At 58.9% G+C, this 18,177-nt stretch carries 17 protein-coding genes; 3 read left to right on the top strand and 14 right to left on the bottom strand.

Annotation, left to right across the window (positions count from 1 at the left end; all coding sequences use genetic code 11):
• Window positions 1-243: 243 nt before the first annotated feature.
• From ACHEXK_RS03335 to ACHEXK_RS03295, 9 genes are all read right to left on the bottom strand, one after another.
• A complete protein-coding gene (locus ACHEXK_RS03335; protein ID WP_416548844.1) occupies window positions 244-1,659 on the bottom strand; it encodes a DegQ family serine endoprotease in 1,416 nt (471 codons plus the stop codon).
• Between the two features lie 621 nt (window positions 1,660-2,280).
• Window positions 2,281-3,528: a beta-ketoacyl-ACP synthase II gene (fabF, locus tag ACHEXK_RS03330; RefSeq protein WP_416547956.1), complete on the bottom strand. Its 1,248-nt coding sequence runs from the start codon at window positions 3,526-3,528 to the stop codon at window positions 2,281-2,283.
• 6 nt (window positions 3,529-3,534) lie between these two features.
• Window positions 3,535-3,771, bottom strand: coding sequence for an acyl carrier protein (gene acpP / locus ACHEXK_RS03325; RefSeq protein WP_019427049.1), 237 nt, complete (start codon window positions 3,769-3,771; stop codon window positions 3,535-3,537).
• A gap of 63 nt (window positions 3,772-3,834) precedes the next feature.
• A complete protein-coding gene (gene fabG, locus ACHEXK_RS03320; RefSeq protein ID WP_416547955.1) occupies window positions 3,835-4,578 on the bottom strand; it encodes a 3-oxoacyl-ACP reductase FabG in 744 nt (247 codons plus the stop codon).
• On the bottom strand, window positions 4,575-5,525 hold the full coding sequence (fabD, locus tag ACHEXK_RS03315; protein WP_416547954.1) for an ACP S-malonyltransferase: 951 nt from the start codon (window positions 5,523-5,525) through the stop codon (window positions 4,575-4,577). The genes fabG and fabD overlap by 4 nt, the downstream gene beginning before the upstream one ends.
• A 68-nt stretch (window positions 5,526-5,593) precedes the next feature.
• Window positions 5,594-6,571 carry a beta-ketoacyl-ACP synthase III gene (locus tag ACHEXK_RS03310; protein ID WP_416547953.1) on the bottom strand — a complete coding sequence of 326 codons (978 nt, stop codon included), beginning with the start codon at window positions 6,569-6,571 and terminating at the stop codon, window positions 5,594-5,596.
• The gene (gene plsX, locus ACHEXK_RS03305) at window positions 6,568-7,632 is read right to left on the bottom strand and encodes a phosphate acyltransferase PlsX (protein WP_416547952.1); all 1,065 of its coding nucleotides are present in this window, start codon (window positions 7,630-7,632) and stop codon (window positions 6,568-6,570) included. Before plsX ends, ACHEXK_RS03310 begins: the two co-directional genes overlap by 4 nt.
• A 109-nt stretch (window positions 7,633-7,741) precedes the next feature.
• Window positions 7,742-7,924 (bottom strand): 50S ribosomal protein L32, encoded by a 183-nt coding sequence (gene rpmF, locus ACHEXK_RS03300; RefSeq protein ID WP_005794249.1) that lies wholly within the window; start codon window positions 7,922-7,924, stop codon window positions 7,742-7,744.
• A gap of 137 nt (window positions 7,925-8,061) precedes the next feature.
• The gene (locus tag ACHEXK_RS03295) at window positions 8,062-8,610 is read right to left on the bottom strand and encodes a YceD family protein (protein WP_416547951.1); all 549 of its coding nucleotides are present in this window, start codon (window positions 8,608-8,610) and stop codon (window positions 8,062-8,064) included.
• Between the two features lie 49 nt (window positions 8,611-8,659).
• Here ACHEXK_RS03295 and ACHEXK_RS03290 point away from each other — a divergent pair, with 49 nt between their 5' ends.
• Both ACHEXK_RS03290 and ACHEXK_RS03285 read left to right on the top strand, forming a co-directional pair.
• Window positions 8,660-9,271, top strand: a complete 612-nt coding sequence (locus tag ACHEXK_RS03290) for a Maf family nucleotide pyrophosphatase (protein WP_416547950.1) — start codon at window positions 8,660-8,662, stop codon at window positions 9,269-9,271.
• Entirely contained in the window at window positions 9,268-10,041 is a 774-nt protein-coding gene (locus ACHEXK_RS03285; RefSeq protein WP_416547949.1) for an SAM-dependent methyltransferase, read from the top strand. Before ACHEXK_RS03290 ends, ACHEXK_RS03285 begins: the two co-directional genes overlap by 4 nt.
• Before the next feature lie 21 nt (window positions 10,042-10,062).
• On the opposite strand, the gene ACHEXK_RS03280 is transcribed toward ACHEXK_RS03285, so the two are convergent.
• From ACHEXK_RS03280 to ACHEXK_RS03265, 4 genes are read right to left on the bottom strand one after another with little or no spacing between them, the layout of a single operon-like run.
• Window positions 10,063-11,058, bottom strand: a complete 996-nt coding sequence (locus ACHEXK_RS03280) for a S49 family peptidase (RefSeq protein ID WP_416547948.1) — start codon at window positions 11,056-11,058, stop codon at window positions 10,063-10,065.
• 2 nt (window positions 11,059-11,060) lie between these two features.
• Window positions 11,061-11,426 carry a Rieske (2Fe-2S) protein gene (locus tag ACHEXK_RS03275; protein WP_416547947.1) on the bottom strand — a complete coding sequence of 122 codons (366 nt, stop codon included), beginning with the start codon at window positions 11,424-11,426 and terminating at the stop codon, window positions 11,061-11,063.
• Window positions 11,427-11,440: 14 nt separating this feature from the next.
• Window positions 11,441-12,109, bottom strand: coding sequence for an HAD family hydrolase (locus tag ACHEXK_RS03270; RefSeq protein WP_416547946.1), 669 nt, complete (start codon window positions 12,107-12,109; stop codon window positions 11,441-11,443).
• The gene (locus ACHEXK_RS03265) at window positions 12,081-13,097 is read right to left on the bottom strand and encodes an RluA family pseudouridine synthase (RefSeq protein WP_416547945.1); all 1,017 of its coding nucleotides are present in this window, start codon (window positions 13,095-13,097) and stop codon (window positions 12,081-12,083) included. The genes ACHEXK_RS03270 and ACHEXK_RS03265 overlap by 29 nt, the downstream gene beginning before the upstream one ends.
• 592 nt (window positions 13,098-13,689) lie before the next feature.
• Here ACHEXK_RS03265 and ACHEXK_RS03260 point away from each other — a divergent pair.
• Window positions 13,690-16,737 carry an Rne/Rng family ribonuclease gene (locus ACHEXK_RS03260; RefSeq protein ID WP_416547944.1) on the top strand — a complete coding sequence of 1,016 codons (3,048 nt, stop codon included), beginning with the start codon at window positions 13,690-13,692 and terminating at the stop codon, window positions 16,735-16,737.
• A 139-nt stretch (window positions 16,738-16,876) separates the two neighbouring features.
• On the opposite strand, the gene ACHEXK_RS03255 is transcribed toward ACHEXK_RS03260, so the two are convergent.
• Window positions 16,877-18,175 (bottom strand): heme biosynthesis protein HemY, encoded by a 1,299-nt coding sequence (locus tag ACHEXK_RS03255; RefSeq protein ID WP_416547943.1) that lies wholly within the window; start codon window positions 18,173-18,175, stop codon window positions 16,877-16,879.
• Window positions 18,176-18,177: the final 2 nt, after the last annotated feature.

The raw sequence follows: 18,177 nt of genomic DNA, 5'->3' as shown, positions 1-18,177 counted from the left end.
GGATCAACGGTGGATGCTTTGACAGCATCTCGCATCGTGAACTCAAACCTGCGCTTTATGCCATGAATCCGGGGTCAGGAAGGCTGATTTTATCCAAAATCAGCATGAGAGAAATAAAAAGTTAGTTCATACAAACTTTAGAAAAACATTTCAAGATCCCGTCAATTGTTGAAAATCACCCTGTTTTAAACAACTTGACCCCAATGACCAGCGGGTTAATCGGGCCTTTTGCCATCCAACGGTTCAAGGCGCAGGCCGTATCAAAACGTACAAGGCGCTGTCCCCACGCCGAACGAGCACACTGACGGGACGGCTTTTGTCGACACGGGTCATGACCGTCTCGAACTCTTTCAGCGAGGTGACCTCCGCATTGGCGATGGCCACAATCAAGTCCCCTTCCCGGATACCGGCCTTGGCCGAGGCCTCAACCGCCGCATCCACCCGCACCCCACCCTTGACTCGGAACTCTTTCTTTTGAGCCTCGGTCAAATCGCTCAGGGTCAAACCCCAGTGTTGAACGCTGGCCACCACTTTCTCGGCCTCGAACTCAGCGACCGTGATGCTCATCTCTTTGAAACTGCCGCGGCGGAAAACCGTGATGCTCGCTTTGCTGCCGGGCTTGGTATTGCCCACCGCACGGGGCAAATCAGCAGGTTTCTCGACCGACTTGCCATCAAAGCGCGTGATGATGTCACCCGCTTCAATGCCCGCCTTGTCCGCGGGCGATCCCTCCTCGACACCCCTGACCAACACACCTTGTGCTTTGCCCAGACCAATCGATTCGGCCACCTCCTTGGTCACGGGCGCAATTTGGACGCCAATCCGGCCACGGCTGACGCGACCGCTCGTGCGCAGTTGCTCGCTCACGCGCATGGCTTCGTCCATGGGAATCGCAAACGAGATGCCCATGAACCCACCTGAGCGCGAGTAAATTTGACTGTTGATGCCCACCACCTCGCCACGCAAATTGATCAACGGCCCACCCGAATTGCCGGGGTTAATGGCCACATCGGTCTGAATGAAAGACAGATAGTCCCCGGTATCGCGCTGCTTGGCACTCACGATCCCGGCTGTGACGGTATTTTCCAAGCCAAAGGGCGAACCAATCGCCATGACCCACTCACCCACGCGCAAACGGTTGACGTCGCCCACCTTCACGGCAGGCAAACCTGTGGCCTGAATTTTGACCACGGCCACATCGGTACGCTTGTCCGCGCCCACGATGCGCGCCTTGAATTCCCGCTTGTCGGTCAGCGTCACCATCACTTCATCGGCACCCTCCACCACATGGGCGTTGGTCATGATCAGTCCATCAGAGCTCAAAATAAAGCCCGAACCCACACCGCGTGGCAGTGTTTCTTCGGGTGAGCGGTTTTGGCGAGGGGCTTGCCTGGGGGCATTGGGCATGGGCACGCCAAAGAAACGTCGAAACAGCTCTTGCATTTCATCATCGCTCGCAGAACCACCTGACGCACTGGAACGCGCTTTTTCAAGCGTTCGGATATTGACGACGGAAGGGCCCACCTGCTCGACCAAGTCCGAGAAATCAGGCAAACCGCGCACCGATGCAGCAGAGGCTTGCGCCATCCCAGTCGCGGGCACCACAAAGAGCCCCACCAACACAGCACTGCTCAGCGCGACCAGGGCCGTTTTCTTCATCCAATTGAGCTTCAGCACAAATGCCTCCATGTGTAGTTCATACCGATGTCCCGGCCTCACACAGATGTGGCCAGATGGACTGTATTCAAGCCTTGCGCTTTCGCGTCATTCACGGGCTTCATCAACCGGCTCATGGGGCTTTGGGCGCGAATATACAGCGCATCGAAAACCATGCCACTTTGAGGGCATGGACCGCTCACTGACCCATGCACAAAAGCAAGGACGGCGGCCTTGATGGGCCTGGGGGTCTGCCTGCACCAAGAGCCCCATATTGGCACCGAAATCCATGCCCACCGTCAAATTCAGCACTTGATCTTCAAGGACCAGGGCATCCGTACCCAGCCCTCTTCGCCAGACCCAAGTTTCGCCATTCCATAACAAGTGGCCTTCGGACATGACTTGGCGTGGTCCCAGCAGGGCAGCGACAACAGCACATACTGCCCAAAAAATCCAGGCGCACCAGACGGTGGCGCTTGGTGATTGACTCTCCAACTGCCAAGCGATCAACCCGGCAGCGGACAAGCCAAGGACAGCCGTCAACATCGCACGTCCCCAAACAAAACGCCCCACCGGGTAAGCCACAGGTGGGGCGTTGTGCATGCGGGCCGCCTGACTTTCAGCTCATCCGATGCGCTTGAAAACCAAAGAACCGTTGGTGCCACCGAAACCAAAATTATTTTTCAGGGCCACATCGATTTTCATATCGCGCGCAGTGTTGGCGCAATAGTCCAAGTCACATTCTGGGTCGGGGTTGAGCAAGTTGATCGTCGGTGGCACCTTTTGGTGGTGCAAGGCCAACACGGTGAAGACGCTTTCAATGCCACCCGCGCCACCCAAAAGATGACCCGTCATGGATTTGGTCGAGCTGACCACGGTTTTGTAGGCATGGTCACCCAATGCCGCCTTGATGGCATTGGTTTCGTTGATATCGCCCAGCGGCGTGGAAGTACCGTGTGCGTTCAGGTAATCGATCTGGTCCGCGTTGACGCCGGCATTGCGCATGGCGTTGAGCATGGCCCTGCGGGGTCCGTCCATGCTGGGCGCGGTCATGTGCCCGGCATCGGCACTCATGCCATAACCACCGAGCTCAGCGTAGATTTTGGCACCCCGTGCTTTGGCATGTTCGTACTCTTCGAGCACCATCACACCGGCACCCTCTCCCAACACAAAACCGTCGCGATCCTTGTCCCAAGGACGTGAGGCCGCGGTGGGGTCGTCGTTGCGGGTCGACAAGGCACGCATGGCGGCAAAGCCACCGACACCCAGCGGCGAAACGCAAGCCTCAGAACCACCCGCAATCATCACATCCGCGTCGCCGTATTCAATCAAACGACCCGCTTCACCAATGCTGTGCAAGCCCGTGGTGCAAGCCGTCACAACGGCCAAATTGGGTCCTTTGAAGCCACTGCGCATCGACACATGACCAGAGATCATGTTGATGATGGAGGCAGGGACAAAAAATGGGGAGATGCGCCGCGCCCCGCGCGCTACATACTCGGTGTGGGTGTCTTCAATCAGCGGCAAACCGCCGATGCCAGAACCAATCACCACACCTATACGGCAGGCATCTTCTTCACTCAAGGCCTCGCCAGTCGACAAGCCTGCATCCTGAATGGCCTGGGCTGCAGCGGCGATACCGAAGTGAATAAACCGGTCCATCGTCCGAGCTTCTTTGGCCGAGATGTAAGACTCAAGGTCAAAGTTGTTGACCTCACCCGCAAACTTGCAGGCAACGGCTGAAGCATCAAAACGAGTGATCGGAGCAATACCGGACTGGCCGGCAAGCAGGCTTGACCATGCATCGGCGACCGTGTTGCCCACGGGGCTGATGCATCCCAAACCCGTGACAACAACGCGGCGCCGGGTCATCGTCGATCAGGCCTTCTTGCTTTGGGCGTAGTCGATCGCAGCTTGCACCGTGGTGATTTTTTCTGCGTCCTCATCAGGAATTTCGATGCCGAACTCGTCTTCGAGTGCCATCACCAATTCCACCGTGTCCAGGGAGTCGGCACCCAGATCGGCCACGAAGGCTTTTTCGTTGGTGACTTGTGACTCTTCAACGCCGAGTTGTTCAGCAATGATTTTTTTGACACGTGCTTCGATATCGCTCATGGGGTCCCTCTGAGGGTTGTGAAAAATGAAGATTTTACCTGTCCGGAAGGGGTTTCCGAAAAATCAGGCCATGAACATGCCACCATTGACATGCAATTCTTGTCCGGTGACATAACCCGCATGGCTTCCAGCCAAGTAGGCCACTGCGTGCGCGATGTCATCGGGTTTGCCCAAATGGCCCAGAGGAATCTGGCCCAACAAGGCTTTTTGCTGCTCTTCGGGCAAACTGGCGGTCATGTCGGTTTCAATGAAACCGGGGGCCACACAGTTGACCGTGATGTTTCGGCTGCCCAGCTCACGGGCCAGTGCACGGGTCATGCCCGCCACACCGGCTTTGGCGGCCGCATAGTTGGCCTGGCCGGGGTTGCCCGACGCGCCCACCACGCTGGTGATGCTGATGATGCGCCCATAGCGCTGCTTCATCATCGGGCGCATGACCGCACGGCTCATGCGAAACACGGCCTTCAGGTTGGTGTCAAGCACCGCGTCCCAGTCATCGTCCTTCATGCGCATGGCCAGCTGGTCGCGGGTGATGCCCGCGTTGTTGACCAGCACCTGCAAACCACCGTGTTCTTTGACGATGGCATCGATCAGGGCCGCGCCAGCTTCTGCATCGTTCACATTCAGATTGGCACCACGGCTGCCTGGGTAGGCGGAGAGGGCCTGGCTGATTTGGGCTGCACCGTCGTCGCTGGTGGCGGTGCCGATGACCACAAAACCTTGTTGGGCCAAATGCAAGGCAATCGAAGCGCCAATGCCACGGGACGCCCCTGTGACCAGGGCCACTTGTTTTTGTGCTTCGCTCACGAGAGGAGTCCTTTCACTTCAGTCAGGGTGGCGGGGTCGTACAGCGCCACGCCGTTCAATTCAGCGTCAATCCGCTTGGTCATGCCCGCCAGCACCTTACCGGGGCCGCATTCGACCAGTGTGGTCACGCCGCGGGCCTTGATGGCCTGCACACACTCCACCCAACGAACTGGGCCAAAGGCTTGGCGGTACAGCGCATCGCGAATTCGGTCGGGATCGGTTTCGATGGCCACATCGATGTTGTTGAGGACGGGGATTTGGGGCACCCCCAAGGTCAGCTTGGCCAGCTTCTCACGCAGCTTTTCTGCCGCAGGCTTCATCAAACTTGAGTGAAACGGGGCCGAAACGGGCAAGAGCAGCGCTCGCTTGGCACCCAAGGCCTTGAGCACTTCGCAGGCTTTGTCCACCGCCGCTTTGCTGCCCGCGATCACGGTTTGTGCCGCATCGTTGAAGTTGACGGCCTCCACCACTTCAGCACTGCCTGCAGGAAATGTGGCTTGCGCTTCTTGGCAACCTGCAATGACCTTGTCCGAGGGCAAACCGAGAATGGCGGCCATGGCACCCACGCCTACAGGCACGGCCTCTTGCATGGCCGCAGCGCGCAAACGAACCAGCGGAGCGGCTTGTGACAAGGTCAACACACCCGAAGCCACCAAGGCGCTGTACTCGCCCAGCGAGTGCCCCGCCACCACCGATGGTTGGGCACCGCCTTCGGCCAACCAAGCGCGGTAAGCGGCCACGGCCGACACCAGCATCACCGGCTGGGTATTGGTGGTCATGGCCAGCGCCTCTTTCGGGCCCTCATGGATCAGTTGGGCCACGTCTTCACCCAGCGCGTCCGAGGCCTCTTGGAGGGCTTCAAGCACCACCGGGTGGTCGCCCCAAGCGTCCAACATGCCCACCGATTGGGAGCCTTGACCGGGAAAAACAAAAGCAAATGAGGTCATGTGCAAATTCTGTATCTGTAAAGAATCCGAGGCAGCGTGCCGCGCATCGCTGACCCGGGCCTGTCAAATCAATAGCGAAGGAGTACGGAACCCCAGGTGAAGCCGCCACCCACGCCTTCGAGCATGAGGGTCTGGCCCCGCTGAATGCGACCATCGCGCACAGCGGTGTCCAGCGCAAGCGGTATGGAGGCGGCCGAGGTGTTGCCGTGTTGGTCGACCGTCACCACGACTTTATCGGCACTCATCTTGAGCTTCTTGGCGGTGCTTTGCATGATGCGAATGTTGGCCTGGTGCGGAATCAACCAGTCGATGTCGGCATCGGTCAAATTGGCCTTGGCCAAACTGGCACGGGCAGTTTCTTCGAGTACCCCTACGGCCAGCTTGAAGACGGCTTGCCCGTCCATTTTCAGAACCGGATCACCCAAAATCGCACCCCGGTTGACGTGCCCTGGCACACACAAGATGTCCTTGTGCTTGCCGTCGGCGTGCAAATCGGTGGCCAAAATACCGGGCCGGTCCGAAGCCTCCAAAATGACTGCGCCTGCGCCGTCACCAAACAAGACACAGGTTGTGCGGTCTTTGAAATCGAGGATGCGGCTGAAAACCTCCGAACCGATCACCAAAGCGCGCTTGGCAGAGCCAGACTGGATCATCGAATCGGCAATCGTGAGCGCGTAAATGAAACCACTGCACACAGCCTGCACATCAAATGCAGGGCAACCCGCGGCGCCCAACTTGTGCTGCACCATGGTTGCCACCGATGGAAACACCATGTCGGGCGTGGACGTGGCCACAATGATCAAGTCCATGTCATGTTCGCTCAGACCTGAAGCGATCAGCGCCCGGCGTGCCGCCTCTGTGGCCAAGTCGCTGCTGCCCTGGTCGTCGGCCGCAAAATGGCGCGCCCGGATACCGGTGCGTTCCACGATCCAATCGTCTGAAGTTTCAACGCCTTGCTGTGCCAGTTCAGCAGCCAAGTCGGCATTGCTCAGGCGTTTTTCAGGCAGGTAGCTGCCTGTGCCCAAAATACGGGAGTAAATTCTCATAGAGATGAACTGGCGTGTTCTGTCCGCTCGGCCTGCGCACCCATCAACAAAGGCGCGGCATGGGCAATGCGTTCTCGAACACGTTCCAGCAATTGGTTTTTGGAAGCATCATAAGCCCGGTTCAAGGCGGTCTCAAAAGCCACCTCATCGGCCGAACCGTGACTCTTGAACACCAAACCACGCAAGCCCAGCAAGGCCGCACCGTTGTAACGGCGATGGTCTACGCGGTTTTTGAAGGCAGTTAACACCGGATAAGCCAAAATCGCGGCGGTTTTCGTGAAAATGTTGCGTGAAAACTCATTTTTCAAGAAGCCGCCAATCATGGTCGCCAAGCCCTCACTGGCTTTGAGCGCCACATTGCCGACAAAGCCATCACACACCACGATGTCGACCGTACCCTTGAAAATATCGTTGCCTTCGACATTGCCGTGAAAGTTCAAATCACCGGAGTGGGCCGCAGATCGCAGCAACTCTCCCGCTTTTTTGATCATTTCATTGCCTTTGATGGCCTCTTCACCAATGTTGAGCAAACCAACCGTAGGCTGCTCTTTGTTTTGCAACACCGACACCAGCGCTGAACCCATCACCGCGAATTGAAGCAAATGCTCGGGGGAACAATCGACGTTGGCACCCAAATCCAGCATCGTGGTGCCCCCCCCTTTGAAATTGGGCATCTGACCCGCAATGGCTGGACGATCGATACCGTCCATGGTCTTGAGGACATACCGGGCAATCGCCATCAGTGCGCCCGTGTTGCCGGCAGACACAGCCGCTGAAGCTCTCCCATCGCGCACTTGCTCAATGGCCAAACGCATGGAAGAGTCTTTCTTTTTGCGCAAGGCCACTTCCAAAGGATCGTCCATTTCAACGACCTCGGTGGCCTCCACCACTTCGGCGCGGGGATCGGCAAAAGACGCCAAAGCCTCCTTGCGACCCACCAAAAGGAGGCGGGCATCAGGGTGTTGGGCCAAAAAATGTCGGCAAGCGGCCAGCGTGACACGGGGACCGTGGTCGCCGCCCATGCAATCGACTGCCAAGGTGATCGGGTCGGGCGAGGTCATGCAATCCTAAAGCTCAAAACCGTGAATGAATTCAAAGCCCCAAAAACAAAAGCCCGATGCTACTTATGAAAGTAGCGCCGGGCCTCTGCAGGCTTGGGGCTGACGCCGATCAAGCTTCGGATTTGTTTTTCAACACTTGGCGACCACGGTAAAAACCGTTGGGGCTGATGTGATGACGCAGGTGGGTTTCGCCTGTTGTTGGCTCCACAGCGATGCCGGGCACGTTCAAGGCATTGTGCGAACGGTGCATACCGCGCTTGGAAGGCGACTTTTTGTTTTGCTGAACAGCCATGGTGGCTCCTTGGAAGCTTGGAAGCCGCGCCAATGAAACGCAGCGTCTGGTTGATGATGTTGTCACTCAGCATCACTGAGCGAAGCCGCTGATTATAGCCTAAGAGCATGTACAAATAAAGTGGCCAGCGTTTGTGCTCACTTGTTTGCACCCGTTTTAAGGCTTGCCAGCACCCCAAAAGGGTTGGGCCGCTCAGCGGCCACCTCAAACTCAGGGTCCACCGCGGACATGGGGACGGTTTCAGGACAAACGTCGTGCAAAGGCACCAGCGGCAATGACAAAATCAACTCATCCTCGACCAAGGACAAAGCATCAAAATCACGGCTGATGACCAAAATATCTTCTTCTGCCTCATCGTCCAAGGCAGCGGCGGTGGCCTCATCGGCGACAAACCTGAACGAGCGCTCGGCTTCCAAAGTTGACAGCACCGGGGTCAGGCAACGCTGGCACTGCATGGGCAACTGCACAGAGGCCCGCAAATCCAACCAAATTTGGTCAGGGCCGCCCGATGGAGACACCGTGCGACCTTGCAGTTGCCAGACCACGGCCCCGGCAGCCAGTGCAGCACCGTATTGCTCAGAGGCCAATCGGGGCCAATCGGCCAGTACGCCCTCGCCTTGCAGATGACCAGCGTCACGCGCGAAAGCCAGCAGGTCCAAATGTTGGGGGTCTGATTTTTTTTCCATGCCCGCAGTGTAAGAGAATCACCCATCCCAATTGACAGAGCATTGCACTTTGAAACCGACTACAGACCCCTCGACCGTTGCGCCGCGTGCCGTGGTGCTGGGCTCGACCTCGCGCTACCGTCAGGAATTGATGGAACGCCTTCGAGTGCCCTTCACGGTGGCGCCACCGCATGTGGACGAAACCCCCTTGCCCGGCGAGGCCCCGAAAACTCTGGCACTGCGGCTGGCTTTGGCCAAAGCCCAAGCCGTGGCCGCCTTGCACCCCGAAGCGGTGGTCATTGGCTCAGACCAAGTGGCCGATTTGGCAGGCCAAGCGCTGGGCAAACCCGGCGTGCACGAACGCGCCGTGACCCAACTGCGCCAAATGCGCGGTCAGACGGTGATTTTCCAGACCGCATTGGCCGTCGTCTGCCTCGCCACGGGCTTTGAACAAGTGGACTTGGCTGAGGTGCGTGTGGTCTTTCGCGATTTGAGCGACGACGAGATCGAGGCCTATTTGCAGGCCGAGCAACCCTACGACTGCGCGGGCAGCGCCAAAAGCGAGGGTTTGGGGATTGCGTTGTTGGAGTCCATCGACAATGACGACCCCACTGCCTTGATTGGACTGCCTCTGATCCGCACCGCGCGCTTGCTGCGCCAAGCTGGAGTGAAATTGCTGTGAACACTTCCAAGCCACTCAAAGGCCGCCTGTTTTTGGTGCCCACGCCACTGGACTTTGGCTGCACGGAACAAGCACCCATCAGCGACGTGCTGCCCACCCACACCTTGGCCACGGCGGCCAACATCCAACACTGGGTCTGCGAAAACGCCAAAAGCACCCGAGCTTTCTTGAAGCGGGTGGGAGAAACCCATCCTTTGATCGCGCCTTTGGCCGAACAAACCATCACCGAACTGCCGCGCCATGTGCATAAAAAAGGCGACCACCAATCGGGTTTTGACGGCAAACCCTTGTTGGCGGCTGCTTTGCAAGGCAACGATGTGGGCTTGGTCAGCGAAGCCGGCATGCCTGCCGTGGCCGACCCGGGCAGCTCAGTGGTTCGTGCCGCGCACGATCTGGGCATCACCGTGCTGCCGCTGGTCGGCCCGGTATCGTTGTTGATGGCTTTGGCTGCCAGCGGCCTGAACGGCCAAAACTTTGCCTTTGTGGGTTACCTGCCGCAAGACGCAGCAGAGCGCTCGGCCCGTCTGAAACAACTGGAATCTCTGGCACTCAAAACCGGACAGACCCAATTGTGGATCGAAACCCCTTACCGCAATGCGGCCATGCTCAGCGGTTTGTTGCAAAGTCTGAACGCCAACACACGCTTGGCCATCGCCAGTGGCTTGACCTTGCCGTCAGTCAGCATCCAAAGCCACACCGTGGCGCAATGGAAAAAGGGCAGACAAGGCCCTGATGGTCACACGCCTGCGGTTTACGCCATCGGGCCTTGAGATTTTGCTTGACCATGCGCCTCAGCGCAGACCCGTGCTGTTGCGCACAGCACGAACCGAGCCCTCACCGACCGCAGCGCCAAAGCGTTTGACCAAGCGCTCGGCCACGTTTTCACGTTGCGTGTAATCGATCACATCGGGCGCTTTGACGATCTCACGGGCCACGCCGTCCAGGCTGCCCAGGCTGTCGGCCAAACCCAGATCCACAGCTTGCTGTCCACTCCAAAAAAGACCGCTGAACATCTCAGGAGTTTCTTTCAGGCGATCGCCACGGCCTTTTTTCACCACCTCAATGAACTGCGTGTGAATTTGGTCCAGCATCGCCTGGGCGTGCTTGCGCTGCGGCTCGGTTTGCGGGCTGAACGGGTCCAGAAAACCCTTGTTGGCCCCCGCCGTCATCAAGCGACGCTCCACCCCCAGCTTGTTCATCAACTCGGTGAAGCCAAAGCCGTCCATCAGCACGCCGATACTGCCCACAATGCTGGCTTTGTCCACATAAATTTGGTCTGCTGCTGCTGCGATGTAGTAAGCGGCTGAAGCACAAGACTCTTCCACCACGGCATAAATCGGCTTGTTGTGCAAAGCCCTCAGACGCGCGATCTCATCGTTGATGAGGCCCGCCTGCACGGGGCTGCCACCCGGGGAATTGATCAGCAAAACCAGCGCTTGCGAGCCCGAATCCTCCAAAGCCAGACGCATGGACGACATGACGTTTTCGGCGCTGGCTTCGGTCTCTGACCCAATCTCACCCACGATGGAGACCATGGCCGTGTGCGGCAGACTCGGGTTGCTCGTGGGCGAGTTGTAGCTGAACAACTGCCAAAACACCATGGCTAAAAATGCCAACCAAGCCGCGCGAAGTCCCACCTTCCAGCGCCGAGCCGTTCTTTGTTCGGTCACATAGGCAAAGGCCAATCGCTCCAAGGTTTGGCGCTCCCAAGCCGCATCGGGGGTCGATGGGGCTTTGAAGGGTTCTGGGCGGGCCTGGGCGGACACGGGGTCCTGGGGTTCTTGCATGGTCAAAATTCAAGCGGTTTCAAGTTGTAGGCAGTATGCCAGTGAACCACGCCGTCTTGCTCTGAAAGGTCTATTTTCACCAGCCCTCCACGGCAAGGCCCACCCGAACAAGCACCGGTATCGGGCTGGTAAGTGGCACCGTGTGTCGCACACATCAACCATCGGCCCGTGTCGTCAAAAAAACGGTCGGGCTGGTAATCCATCTCCATGGCCACATGGGTGCAGCGGTTCAAATAAGCATGCACCTGACCTTGGTAGCGAATGGCAAAGGCGCGGCAGGTCTGACCGGCATACACGATGTCAAAAGGGACAGCACGACCACCGTTGACCAAGTCAGCGCTGTTGCACAAAGGGACTGCGGCTTGCATGAACACTCCTTGCGTCAGGCGTTTTGCAACAACCAGTCGTGCAAATCCTGCACGCTGTGCGCCACATGGCACGGTTTCAAAACATGAAAGGCTTCAGGCTCATGCGCCCCGTAGCTCACGCCCACGCTGGCACAGCCCGCATTCAGGGCCATTTGCAGGTCGTGCGTGGTGTCACCAATCATCAACGTGCGCTCGGGCTCAGCGCCAAACTCGCGCATCAATTCATGCAGCATCAAGGGGTTGGGTTTGCCTGCCGTTTCATCGGCTGTGCGCGAGCCGTCGAACACGCCGCGCAGTTCCACCGCATGCAAAGCCTCATTCAAGCCTTGGCGGCTTTTGCCAGTGGCCACCGTGAGCCAATGGTGTCGGGCTTTGAGCGCGTCGAGCAATGGCAACACCCCCTCAAACAGGCTGATGTCGTTTTGGTGCTGGATGTAATGGTGACGGTAGCGTTCACCCAAAGCGGGGTACTTGTCTTTCGGCACATCCGGCGCGGCATGGGCCAGCGCGGGCATCAGCGCCATGCCGATCACATAAGAGGCGGCTTCGCGCGTAGGCTCCTGACCGCCCACATCCACCACCGCACGCTGGATGCAGCGGGTGATGATGGCCGTGGAATCGAACAAAGTGCCATCCCAGTCGAAAGCAATCAGGTCAAACTGGCGGGGTCTTGAGTTGGGCATGGTCGACATACGCTTTCAATTCAGGGGGTAAATCGGCTTGAAGGGCCACGCGCTCGGCGGACACCGGGTGGTTGAATTGCAAGCGCCAAGCGTGCAAAAACATGCGCTTGAGGCCAGGGCCCGCGCTGGGTTTGAGCAACTGACGGTTCCAGTCAAAGTCCCCATATTTGTCATCCCCCGCGATCGGGTGCCCTTGGGCCGACAAATGCACCCGGATTTGGTGGGTACGCCCAGTTTTGATGGTGACCTCTAACAAAGAAGCACCCGGCAGCCGCTGCGCCACCTTGACCAAGGTGATGGAACGCATGCCATCCGGATCATCTGCCGTGGTCACGCGCACGCGTCGCTCACCCTCTTGCCCGTCTTTTCCAGGCAAAAGGTATTTGTGCAAAGGCTGGTCAATCACCTTGAGTTTGGCTGGCCAATCACCTTTGACCAGCGCCAGATAGGTTTTGCCTGTCTCGCGCTCTCGAAACTGGTCTTGCAAGTGCTTGAGGGCGCTGCGTTTTTTGGCCACCAACAAAATCCCACTGGTGTCGCGGTCCAGTCGGTGCACCAATTCCAGCAATTTGGCTTGCGGGCGAGCCTGTCGCAACTGCTCGATCACGCCAAAACTCACCCCGGAGCCGCCATGCACAGCCACCCCAGAAGGCTTGTCGATGGCCATCAGGCTGTCGTCTTCCATCAGCAAGGGGAATTCACGGCTGGGCGCAGGGTTCGCAGCCTTTTCTGCCACTTTGTCAGACATGCGCACGGGGGGCACGCGCACTTGGTCACCGGTTTGGACCCGTGTTTCGGCGGCGGCGCGTCCTTTGTTGATGCGCACTTCACCGCTTCGGATGATGCGATAGACATGCGTTTTGGGTACACCCTTCAAATGACGCATTAAAAAGTTGTCCAAACGCTGTCCAGCCGACTCTTCGTCCACTTCCAGGCTTTTGACGGCCGGTGCAGTATTGCCAGACTTGGCCCCTATAATGTGATTCACTGGCTATTGGCTGTAAGTGGTTGATTCAAATGGAAATGAATTCCTGAGAGCAGGAGTTTAGTCCACCACCACCGCGCCAAACCAGATGGTCGATGCCACCCTCGGCACGATTTGCAGACTGAAGGCCCTTGCCAACAGTGGCCAATCGCCCCGGAGGTTGGGCCGACGCCCTGAAAACCCAGATACGGAATACCCCAAGTTCAGCAGCCCTGCAATGGCTGTTGGACGGATCAAAGCGAGATGGTTGTGTTGTTCGGAACTTTGCTGATGTGCTTGGAGTGGCTTACAAAGCCACTCGACACTGTCACGCCTGGTGCCGAACAGTTTGTCTTGGACACCGGGGGAAGCCCCCGGCAGTGGACAAATTTTTGCATGCCTTTTGCCTCGCCCCATCCACGCGCCACGATCCCCATTCCTGTGCTCACGCACAGCTGAATGGCGATCCACTTCGGCAGTTCCCTTCGTTTCAGGCGTCAGCTCCGGCAACGGAGGCTTTGAGATTTTCGAAATCCAAAGCCAGTTGTGTAAACAGGTCCCAGACCGCAGACATCTTTCTGCTTTGGGGCCAAGCTGATATGTAAAGGAACGCATCATGAAACGGATGCTGATCAACGCCACGCAAGCTGAAGAGCGCCGCTTGGCCATCGTCGACGGGCAAAAACTCCTCGACTACGAAATCGAAATTGAGGGCCGCGAACAACGCAAGGGCAACATCTACCAAGCGGTGGTGACCCGAGTCGAGCCCTCACTCGAGGCCTGCTTTGTGGACTACGGCGAAGACCGCCACGGTTTTTTGCCCTTCAAAGAAATTTCGCGCCAATACTTTGCTGAAGGCGTGTCCGTCAGCCAAGCGCGTATTCAAGACGTCATCAAAGAAGGCCAGTCCCTCTTGGTGCAAGTCGAAAAAGAAGAGCGCGGTAACAAAGGTGCAGCACTGACCACCTTCGTCAGCTTGGCTGGCCGCTACGTGGTGCTCATGCCCAACAATCCCCGAGGTGGTGGCGTCAGCCGCCGCATCGAGGGCGATGACCGGGCCGAGCTCAAAGAAGCCATGGACCAGCTCGAGTACCCCAAGGGCATGTCCATCATTGCCCGCACCGCAGGCATTGGTCGCTCCGCGCCCGAGTTGCAGTGGGACCTGAACTACCTGCTCAAACTCTGGACCGCCATCGATGGCGCCTCCAAAGGCGGCAAGGGTGCCTTCCTGATTTACCAAGAATCGTCGCTGGTCATCCGCGCGATTCGCGACTACTTCAACAACGACATCGGCGACATCCTGATCGACACCGACGACATCTATGACCAGGCTCAGCAGTTCATGAGCCATGTCATGCCGGAGTTCGCGCCCCGTGTGAAACGTTACCGCGACGACGCGCCACTGTTCAGCCGCTTTCAGATTGAGCACCAGATCGAGTCGGCTTACGCGCGCACTGTGCAACTGCCGTCTGGCGGCGCCATCGTGATCGACCACACCGAAGCCTTGGTGTCGGTGGACGTGAACTCGGCCCGCGCCATCAAAGGCGGCGACATCGAAGAAACTGCAACCCGCACCAACCTCGAAGCCGCTGACGAAGTGGCCCGTCAGATGCGCCTGCGCGATCTGGGTGGCCTGATCGTGATCGACTTCATTGACATGGAAGAGTCCAAGAACCGCCGCGAAGTGGAAAACCGCCTGCGCGACGCGCTGCGCCAGGACCGCGCACGCGTCCAGTTCGGCACCATCAGCAAGTTCGGCCTCATGGAAATGAGCCGCCAGCGCTTGAAGCCTGCCCTGTCCGAAGGTGCCTCCATCCCCTGCCCCCGTTGCGGTGGTGCGGGCCACATCCGTGACACCGAAAGCTCGGCACTGCAGATCCTGCGCATCATCCAAGAAGAGTCCATGAAGGACAACAGCGCCGCCGTGCACGCCCAAGTGCCGGTCGAAGTCGCCTCGTTCCTGCTGAATGAAAAGCGCTCCGAGATCGCCAAGATCGAGCTGCAGCAGCGCATCAACGTGCTTCTGGTGCCCAACAAGTCGCTGGAAACCCCGCACTACAAACTCGAGCGTTTGAAGCACGATGACCCACGTCTGGACCGCATCGAAGCCAGTTACAAAATGGCCGAAGAGATCGAAGACGCCACCACCGTGACACGCCGCTCACAAGAGCCCACCAACAAGCAAACGCCGGTCATCAAAGGTGTGTTGCCCGATGCACCAGCGCCGATTGCGCCGGTCAAGCCCGAAGCCCCGGTGGCCGTCGCCAAACCCGCGCGCCAGGCCGCTGCCCCCGCACCCCAAACCTCGGTGCCCACTGCGGCAGCAACGGGTGGTTTCTTTGGCTGGCTGAAGAATCTGTTCGGTGGCAGTACCCCTGAAGCTGCTCCTGCTGCGACGGGTAAAAAAGATGAAAAAATCCGCGACGTGCGCAACGGCGAGCGCCGCAGTGACACCCGTGAGGGCACGCGCGATGGTGAGCGCCGTGAAGGCGGCCGTGATGGCCGCCGCGGTGGACGCCGTGGTGATCGCGCTGAAGGCGCTGCAGGTGAAGTTCGTGCACCACGCGAAGCAGGTGGACGCCGAGCTGAAGGCCGTGCAGACAACCGGCAAGAAGGTCGCCAAGAGGTGCGCGATGGCGAGGCCCGCCCAGTACGCGCAGAACGGAGCGAACGCTCAGATCGCCCAGCGGGCGAACGTGCGCCTCGGGAAGGTCGACGCGATGGCCGCAGCGAAGGTCGCCATGAGGCCCGCAACGACAGCAAAAACGAAGGCCGCAGCGAAACCGCACCGGAGTTGACGGCAGAAGGCACCGAAGTCCGCCAAGAACGTGCGCCACGTGGTGAAGGCCGTCGTGAACGCGGCGAGCGCAGCAGCGAAGGTCGTCGTGAGCGTGGCGAACGCAGCGAACGAAGTGGGGACCGCGGTGGCGACAGCCGCCAGGGCGACGCCACTGGCGTCGATGCCAACACCGCTGCAAGCGAAGTGGTCGCCGCAGAAGGACAGACCGCAGAAACTGCGAGCTTGGAGCAGACAGGCGAGCGCCGTGAGCGCCGCTCGCGTGACCGTTACGGCCGTGACCGCCGTGAGCGTGGCAGCGATAACCGTGCGGAAAACGCTGTCGAAGCCGCCCAAAGCGAGGCGAATGACCCAGCAACGGCCACCGCAGCAGTGCCTCAGCCCGATGACCAGCCCGCTCCACGTTCTTACTTTGAACGTGCCCAGCAAGCCGCAGCACAAACGGCTGTGGCTCGCGCTGAAACACCTGTGGCTGAGACAGCCGATGTGCCTGCGCCTGCACAGGCCATGGACACGCTTGTGGCCGCCGAAACTGCAGCACCCGTTGCTGCCCAGGCGCCCGAGGTGATCGCAGAAAAACCTGCTCAAGTGCCCGCTGAAACTGTCGCGGCAACGCCTGCGGTCATGCCTGCTGCAGAGAAATACACCCTGCAAATCGATCGTTTGCAGCAAGTGGCACAAGGCTCTGGCCTGGTTTGGGTCAACTCCGATGCCGACAAAGTGGCAGCGGTTCAAGCGGCCATTGCCGCCGAACCCCAACCAGTCCGCGTTCCCCGTGAGCGTGCGCCTGCTGTGGTGCTGAACGAGGGTCCCTTGGTCTTGGTCGAAACACGCAAAGACCTGAAAGACATGAACCTGCCATTCTGATTGGCCAGTCACGCAAAGCCAAAACCGGGCCAAGGGCCCGGTTTTTTTTCGCCTGCTCGACGCTCACCTCATGGAATCGGGCCTGTCCCCTCCCCGACTTTTGCAGAGTTTGTCGGATGCCAGTCCGTGCCAGGAAAAATCAAGACCGAGGGAGCTTTGCGGCTTGCTTCCAGGCGGCCGTGGCGGCAGGCAAATCTTGCCGCTGCTCAGCCAATTCGGCCAAGGCACACCAGGCTTGGCGCTTCAATGTGGGGGTTTGAAGGCCTTTGACAGATTGAGACAAAAGACCTTGGGCTTTGCCCCACAACTGATGACGCAGACACAGCGTGCCTGTCAGATATTGCCATAGAGGATCTTGCGGGCGCGCCAATTGAGCCGCCTCGACACGGGCCAACCAGGCTCTGGCGTCACTCGCTTGAGCATCCGCCAACGCAGCCTCCAAAGCTTGCACCATGCGGGCCAATTGCTCTGGCGTCCAGGCTTTGGATTTGGGAGATTGCAAAGGCTCCCACACGGCTTGAAGCCAGGTTCTGGCCACAGCGCCCTCGCCGCCCAAAGACATCCAACGCAAGGCCGCCTCTGCGGCCAAATCAGGCATGCTGCGCTGCGCTGCGCTCAACTTGAGCCAGAGGCGTTGCACCGCATCGGCATCATGGGCATGAGACAACCAGGCCAATATCAAACTGCGCACCAAACTGTCACCCGCAGCAGGCGTGAAGGCGCGGTGCTTGGCCAGCAAAACCGCCGTGTCCAAAGCCTTCGCTGGCTGCCCAGCCAAGCGTGCGGCCTTCAGTTGCAGGCGCATGGCCACCATACGGCGGGCCGTGGCGGAGGGCAAGGACTGCAACAGCGCCAGACTCGCAGGTGCATCCCGGTCATCCAGCAACCAACGGGCAGCTCGCAACTGAATGCCCTCGCTCAAGGTTCGCGACTCGGAAGAAGGCGCTGCTTTGGCCGCTTGCAAAGCAGCATCCCAATGGGTTTGACGCACATCCCTGTCTTGCAAGGCGTGGGCTGATTCGGCGGCCATGGTGTGGGCCAAGGTGCGCAACACCACCGCATGGTCCAGATCCAGACCCGCCTCTGTCAGCAACGCCTCCTTTTCAAGGGCCAATTGGGCCGACTTGCGGGCGCGCAAATACCGTCCCGCCATGAACTGGCTGATCGATTCGAGCATGGCAGCGTGTGCCGCTCGTTCTTTTTGCTGCAAACGCCAACGTTGGGCTTGCTGTGGCAATGACAACAAGGCGGACAAGGCTTGTTGCGCCAACACCACCACCAAAACCACCAAGCCCAGCATCAGCAAGACCAAATTCAGGGACAAATCGATCCGATAAGGGGACAGGAACAAGGTGACCGTGCCTTGGTTGTTGCCGGCCAACCAAGCTGCAGCTGCCGCCAAAGCGAACAAGCTGATGAGCCAAAGCGCTGCTCGCATGT

The organism is Limnohabitans sp. DCL3 (assembly GCF_048019295.1).
In the GTDB taxonomy this organism is placed as follows: Bacteria; Pseudomonadota; Gammaproteobacteria; order Burkholderiales; family Burkholderiaceae_C; genus Limnohabitans_A.
This window is presented reverse-complemented; position numbering and strand designations above follow the sequence as displayed.

Coding starts and splice junctions, on each gene's coding strand:
- ACHEXK_RS03335 (WP_416548844.1), bottom strand. CDS start 1,659: ATGAAGAAAACGGCCCTGGTCGCGCTGAGCAGTGCTGTGTTGGTGGGG.
- fabF (WP_416547956.1), bottom strand. CDS start 3,528: ATGACCCGGCGCCGCGTTGTTGTCACGGGTTTGGGATGCATCAGCCCC.
- acpP (WP_019427049.1), bottom strand. CDS start 3,771: ATGAGCGATATCGAAGCACGTGTCAAAAAAATCATTGCTGAACAACTC.
- fabD (WP_416547954.1), bottom strand. CDS start 5,525: ATGACCTCATTTGCTTTTGTTTTTCCCGGTCAAGGCTCCCAATCGGTG.
- ACHEXK_RS03310 (WP_416547953.1), bottom strand. CDS start 6,571: ATGAGAATTTACTCCCGTATTTTGGGCACAGGCAGCTACCTGCCTGAA.
- plsX (WP_416547952.1), bottom strand. CDS start 7,632: ATGACCTCGCCCGACCCGATCACCTTGGCAGTCGATTGCATGGGCGGC.
- rpmF (WP_005794249.1), bottom strand. CDS start 7,924: ATGGCTGTTCAGCAAAACAAAAAGTCGCCTTCCAAGCGCGGTATGCAC.
- ACHEXK_RS03295 (WP_416547951.1), bottom strand. CDS start 8,610: ATGGAAAAAAAATCAGACCCCCAACATTTGGACCTGCTGGCTTTCGCG.
- ACHEXK_RS03280 (WP_416547948.1), bottom strand. CDS start 11,058: ATGCAAGAACCCCAGGACCCCGTGTCCGCCCAGGCCCGCCCAGAACCC.
- ACHEXK_RS03275 (WP_416547947.1), bottom strand. CDS start 11,426: ATGCAAGCCGCAGTCCCTTTGTGCAACAGCGCTGACTTGGTCAACGGT.
- ACHEXK_RS03270 (WP_416547946.1), bottom strand. CDS start 12,109: ATGCCCAACTCAAGACCCCGCCAGTTTGACCTGATTGCTTTCGACTGG.
- ACHEXK_RS03260 (WP_416547944.1), top strand. CDS start 13,690: ATGAAACGGATGCTGATCAACGCCACGCAAGCTGAAGAGCGCCGCTTG.
- ACHEXK_RS03255 (WP_416547943.1), bottom strand. CDS start 18,175: ATGCGAGCAGCGCTTTGGCTCATCAGCTTGTTCGCTTTGGCGGCAGCT.